General features: G+C 72.9%; 4 protein-coding genes. 1 reads left to right on the top strand and 3 read right to left on the bottom strand.

Annotated elements, in window-relative coordinates:
- Positions 1–94: 94 nt before the first annotated feature.
- Complete coding sequence (locus tag ACFVIM_RS33105) at positions 95–1321, bottom strand: glycerophosphodiester phosphodiesterase (RefSeq protein WP_384309470.1); 1227 nt, start codon at positions 1319–1321, stop codon at positions 95–97.
- Between the two features lie 283 nt (positions 1322–1604).
- Here ACFVIM_RS33105 and ACFVIM_RS33100 point away from each other — a divergent pair, with 283 nt between their 5' ends.
- On the top strand, positions 1605–2267 hold the full coding sequence (locus ACFVIM_RS33100; protein ID WP_384309472.1) for a lysophospholipid acyltransferase family protein: 663 nt from the start codon (positions 1605–1607) through the stop codon (positions 2265–2267).
- A gap of 63 nt (positions 2268–2330) precedes the next feature.
- On the opposite strand, the gene ACFVIM_RS33095 is transcribed toward ACFVIM_RS33100, so the two are convergent.
- Both ACFVIM_RS33095 and ACFVIM_RS33090 read right to left on the bottom strand, forming a co-directional pair.
- Positions 2331–3869: an MFS transporter gene (locus tag ACFVIM_RS33095; protein ID WP_384309467.1), complete on the bottom strand. Its 1539-nt coding sequence runs from the start codon at positions 3867–3869 to the stop codon at positions 2331–2333.
- On the bottom strand, positions 3866–4420 hold the full coding sequence (locus ACFVIM_RS33090; protein ID WP_384309464.1) for a TetR/AcrR family transcriptional regulator: 555 nt from the start codon (positions 4418–4420) through the stop codon (positions 3866–3868). Before ACFVIM_RS33090 ends, ACFVIM_RS33095 begins: the two co-directional genes overlap by 4 nt.
- Between the last annotated feature and the right edge of the window lie 115 nt (positions 4421–4535).

Below are 4535 nucleotides of genomic sequence, written 5' to 3'. Positions count from 1 at the left end.
GCTAAGTCAGCCGGACGGCGGGGCGTGTGCGCGGGGCGCGCCCCGCGCAGACGGAACGTTCCTGCCACGCTGTGCGGCCGGGCCCCGTGGTGGTCTACCCGTGGCCGGTCGTGGACCCGAAGTCCGCCGCCGCCAGCAGGCCCGTGTCGGGGTGGTCGGTGAAGACGCCGTCGATGCCCGTGGCGAAGTAGCGCTGGTAGAGGCCGAAGACATCGCCGTAGCCGCCGGGGTCGGTGGCCGGGGTGGCCGGATCGTCGTCGCGCTGGTGGTCCAGCGGGAGGAACTGGTTCTCGTTGCGCAGGGTGTAGGGGTGGACCAGCAGGTCGGCCCGGTGGGCGTCGCGGACCAGGGTCGTCGGGCGGGTCAGCCGCCCCTCCGCGTCCCGGGGGATGACCAGGGCGAAGGTGGGTCCGATGCCCTGGGCGAAGGAGGCGATCCAGCGCAGGCCCCGGGGGGTGATCAGATCGTCGACGGTGCGCGGGTCCCCGGCGACCACGAAGTCCCATGGCCGGGTGCCCGCCGCGTCCAGCAGCACCACCCGGGGCGCGGCCACCAGCCTCGCCATCCGCCGCATGCTGCTCGGCTCGAAGGACTGGAGGAAGACGGGCGCGTCCCGCCCGTCCCGGCCGTACCGGCGCAGCAGCCGGGCCAGCGGCTCCTCCAGGCCGAGCCCCAGGCCCCGGAAGTAGGTGGGGTGTTTGGTCTCCACATGGAGCCAGACCGGGCGGCCGCGGCGGCGGCCCTCGCGCTCGGCCCAGCGCAGTACCTCCTCGAAGGTGGGTATGGTCCAGCGGCCGTCGTAGAGGGTGTTGCGGGGCCGGGTGCGCGGGATGCGCTCGGTGGCCCGCAGTGTCTTCAGCTCGGCGAGGGTGAAGTCCTCGGTGAACCAGCCGGTATACGACTGGCCGTCCACCGTCTTGGTGGTGCGGCGGGCGGCGAACTCCGGTCGCCGGGCCACATCGGTGGTGCCGGTGATGTCGTTCTCGTGACGGCAGACCAGATGGCCGTCCCGGGTGGGCACCAGGTCCTGCTCGATGATGTGCGCGCCCATGTCGAGGGCGAGTTGGTAGGCGCCGAGGGTGTGCTCGGGCCGGTAGCCGCTGGCGCCCCGGTGGGCGATGACCGTGGGGACGGGCAGTCCGCGGTAGGCGGGCCCGCGGCCGGGGCGCCGGCCGGCCGCCGCGGCGGGGGCGGCGAGTGCGGCGGAGGCGCCGAGCGCGGTGGCTCCGGCCGCCGCGCCGAGCAGCGTCCGCCGACCGGGCGCGGGTTCCGCCGCCGGGGTGCCCGGTTCCGTACCGCTTCTGTCTCCGCCGAGTGTCATCAAGGCTCCTCTGTGTGATGTCCCGCACTGCTGAGCGATGGCTGACGCTACGGAGGGATGCCTTCCAGGGGAAAGACCCCCGGCGGACGCTGCGCGAACGCGGCACGAACGCCCGTCAACACCGAGTATCGGTTCGATGAACTGGATGTGCGCGGGGAGACCGCCCGCGAGTATCGTCCTCACCTGCACAGACTTCGCCAGACCCGGCAGGGGCGGCGCGGAGCCGCGCGCAGGCCGTCGACCGCCGCTTTTCCGTCCCGACACGGAGGAACCGTTGTCCCGCTTGTCGCTCCTCAAGGCCGTACTCGGACCCCCTCTGCGGCTGATGTTCCGGCCCCGTGTCGAGGGCGCGCGGAACATCCCGGGCAGCGGGCCGGTGATCCTCGCGGGGAACCACCTCACCTTCATCGACTCGATGATCCTGCCGCTGGCCTGCCCCCGGCCCGTCTACTTCATCGGCAAGGACGAGTACGTCACGGGCAAGGGCCTCAAGGGCCGCGCGATGGCCTGGTTCTTCACCGGGGTCGGGATGATCCCCGTGGACCGCGACGGCGCCAACGGCGCGGTCGCGGCCCTGATGACGGGCCGTCGGGTGCTGGAGGAGGGCCGGGTGTTCGGCATCTACCCGGAGGGCACCCGCTCCCCCGACGGCCGTCTCTACCGGGGCCGCACCGGTATCGCCCGGCTGACCCTGATGACCGGCGCGCCCGTGGTGCCGTTCGCGGTGATCGGCACGGACAAGCTCCAGCCGGGCGGCGGCGGACTGCCCCGGCCGGGGCGGGTGACGATCCGTTTCGGCGAGCCGATGGAGTTCTCCCGGTACGAGGGGATGGACCGCGACCGCTATGTGCTGCGGGCGGTCACCGACTCCGTGATGACCGAGGTCATGCGGCTCTCGGGCCAGGAGTACGTCGACATGTACGCCACCAAGGCCAAGGCGGCCTGAGCGCGGCGCGGGGCCGGATCCCCTCGTTCCGCTGAGCGGCCGTCCCCGCGCCCGTACCGGCGGTCAGTGCTCGACCGAGTCCGCCAGACGCTGGCCCCGCAGCAGGAACCAGGCCGCCACGGCGGTGGCCAGCAGGACGCCGAAACCGACCGAGGCGGCGGTGTGCAGTCCGTCGGTGAAGGCGTCCCGCGCGGCGCCGAGCACGGCGGCGCCCTGGTCCGCCGGGAGTCCGGCGGCGACCTGGGTGGCGCCGCCGAGGGAGTCCCGCGCCGCCTCGGCCGTGGCCTCCGGCAGCCCCTCCGGGACGGTGAAGCCCCGGTAGACACCGGTCACCACCGAGCCGAGCAAAGCGATACCGAGGGCCGCGCCGAGTTCGTACGCCGTCTCGGAGACCGCCGAGGCCGCGCCCGCCTGTTCCTTGGGCACGCTGGAGAGGATCACGTCGGCGGTCACCGTGAAGGCGAGTCCGGCGCCCAGACCGCCCAGGAAGAGCGCCGCCATCAGCGACGGCGCGGCGGTCTGTGCCGTCAGCAGCAGACACGCGCCCAGCGACAGCGCCACCGCCAGCAGCCCGGTCGCGACCGTGCCGCGCACGGAGGTGCGGCGGGCCAGGGACCCGGCCAGCAGGCCGGAGACGACCGCGCCGATGGCGGCGGGCAGCTCGATCAGCCCGGCCTCCAGCGGTGAGCGCCCCTGCACCAGCTGGAGGAACTGGGAGAGGAAGAAGACCAGTCCGGACAGGCCGAGGATGGTCAGCAGATCCGCCAGTACCGCGCCGGAGAAGCCCCGGTTGCGGAAGAGCCGCACATCGAGCAGGGGCGAGGGCAGCGTCAGCTGGCGCCGTACGAACCAGAGCAGCGCGCCCGCGCCCGTCATCCCGGCGACCGTGGCGCCGACGGAGAGCCCGTGGATGGCCATCTCCTTGATCGCGTAGACCACGGCGACCATGCCGGTCAGGGAGAGGGCGACGCTGGGCAGGTCCCAGGGGCCGGGGGCCGGGTTCCTCGACTCCGGCAGCAGCTTCACCCCGACCAGGACGAGGATCGCCATCACGGGCAGGTTGATCAGGAAGACCGAGCCCCACCAGAAGTGCTCCAGCAGCACCCCGCCCACGACCGGTCCGACGGCCGCGCCGGCGGAGGCCGCCGCGCCCCAGACGCCGACCGCGACACTCCGCTCGCGCGGGTCGTGGAAGAGGTTGCGGATCAGGGCGAGGGTGGAGGGCATCAGCGTGGCCCCGGCGACACCGAGCAGCGCCCGCGCCACGATCATCATCTCGGGGCTGGTGGCGTAGGCGTTGATGACGGAGACGGCGCCGAAAGCGACCGCTCCGGTCAGCAGCAGCTTCTTGCGCCCGATGCGGTCGCCGAGGCTGCCCATGGTGATCAGCAGACCGGCGATCACAAACGAGTAGACATCGCCGATCCACAGCAGCTGGGTGCCCGACGGGCGCAGATCCTCGGTCAGGAACGGGGTCGCCAGGCCGAGCACGGTGGCGTCGACCGCGACCAGCAGGACCGCGAAGACCAGCACCGCGAGGGCCAGCCACCGTCCGGGCGCCCGGACCGCCGGGTCCGGGGTGCGCAGCTCGGTGATGCTCATCCGCCCTCCCTGCGCCGGGCACAGCCGCCGAGCAGCAGCTCGGTGAGCGCGAAGGTGTACTCCCGGGCACCGACCCGGCCGTTCAGCACCGACCAGGCGGCGGCGCCGACCAGGCCGTACAGCGCCTCGGTCAGCCAGGCCGCGCTGAGGTCGATCCGGAACTCGCCCGCCTCCTGGCCACGCCGGAACAGCTCGGTGATCCGCTGGTCGAGCCGGCCCCAGCCCTCGTGGACGTCGTCGCCCTCGAAGAGCTGGTTCTCACTGACGAGGAAGGACATCAGCCCGGAGAAGGGCTCGGTCTCGATGATGAGCCGTCGCAGCGCCTCGGTGGCGCTCTCCGCGCCGTCCAGGGCGATGTCCATGGCCCGGGTGAGCTCGCGGATGCCGAGCTCCTCCAGCGCCCTCACCAGGGCCTCCCGTCCGGCGAAGTGCCGGTGGAGGGTGGCCCGGCCGACGCCCGCGGCCTTGGCGACCTCGTCCATGGTGGAGGCGGGTCTGCGGGCGAGCTGCGCGGCGGCGGCCCGCAGTACCTGATCACGATCGACTGTCATGAGACAAGAATAGCCCGTATGAGACATTCTCGTCTCATCGGGGCTCGGGGTGGAACGCGGCGGGAGGGAGCGGATACGACACCGCGCCGTTCGGCCCCCGGTGCGAGGGTCGAAC

Source organism: Streptomyces sp. NPDC057638 (assembly GCF_042800315.1).
Taxonomy (GTDB): Bacteria; Actinomycetota; Actinomycetes; order Streptomycetales; family Streptomycetaceae; genus Streptomyces.
Note: the sequence above shows the minus strand (reverse complement) of the source record. Positions and strands in the feature narration are given on the sequence as shown.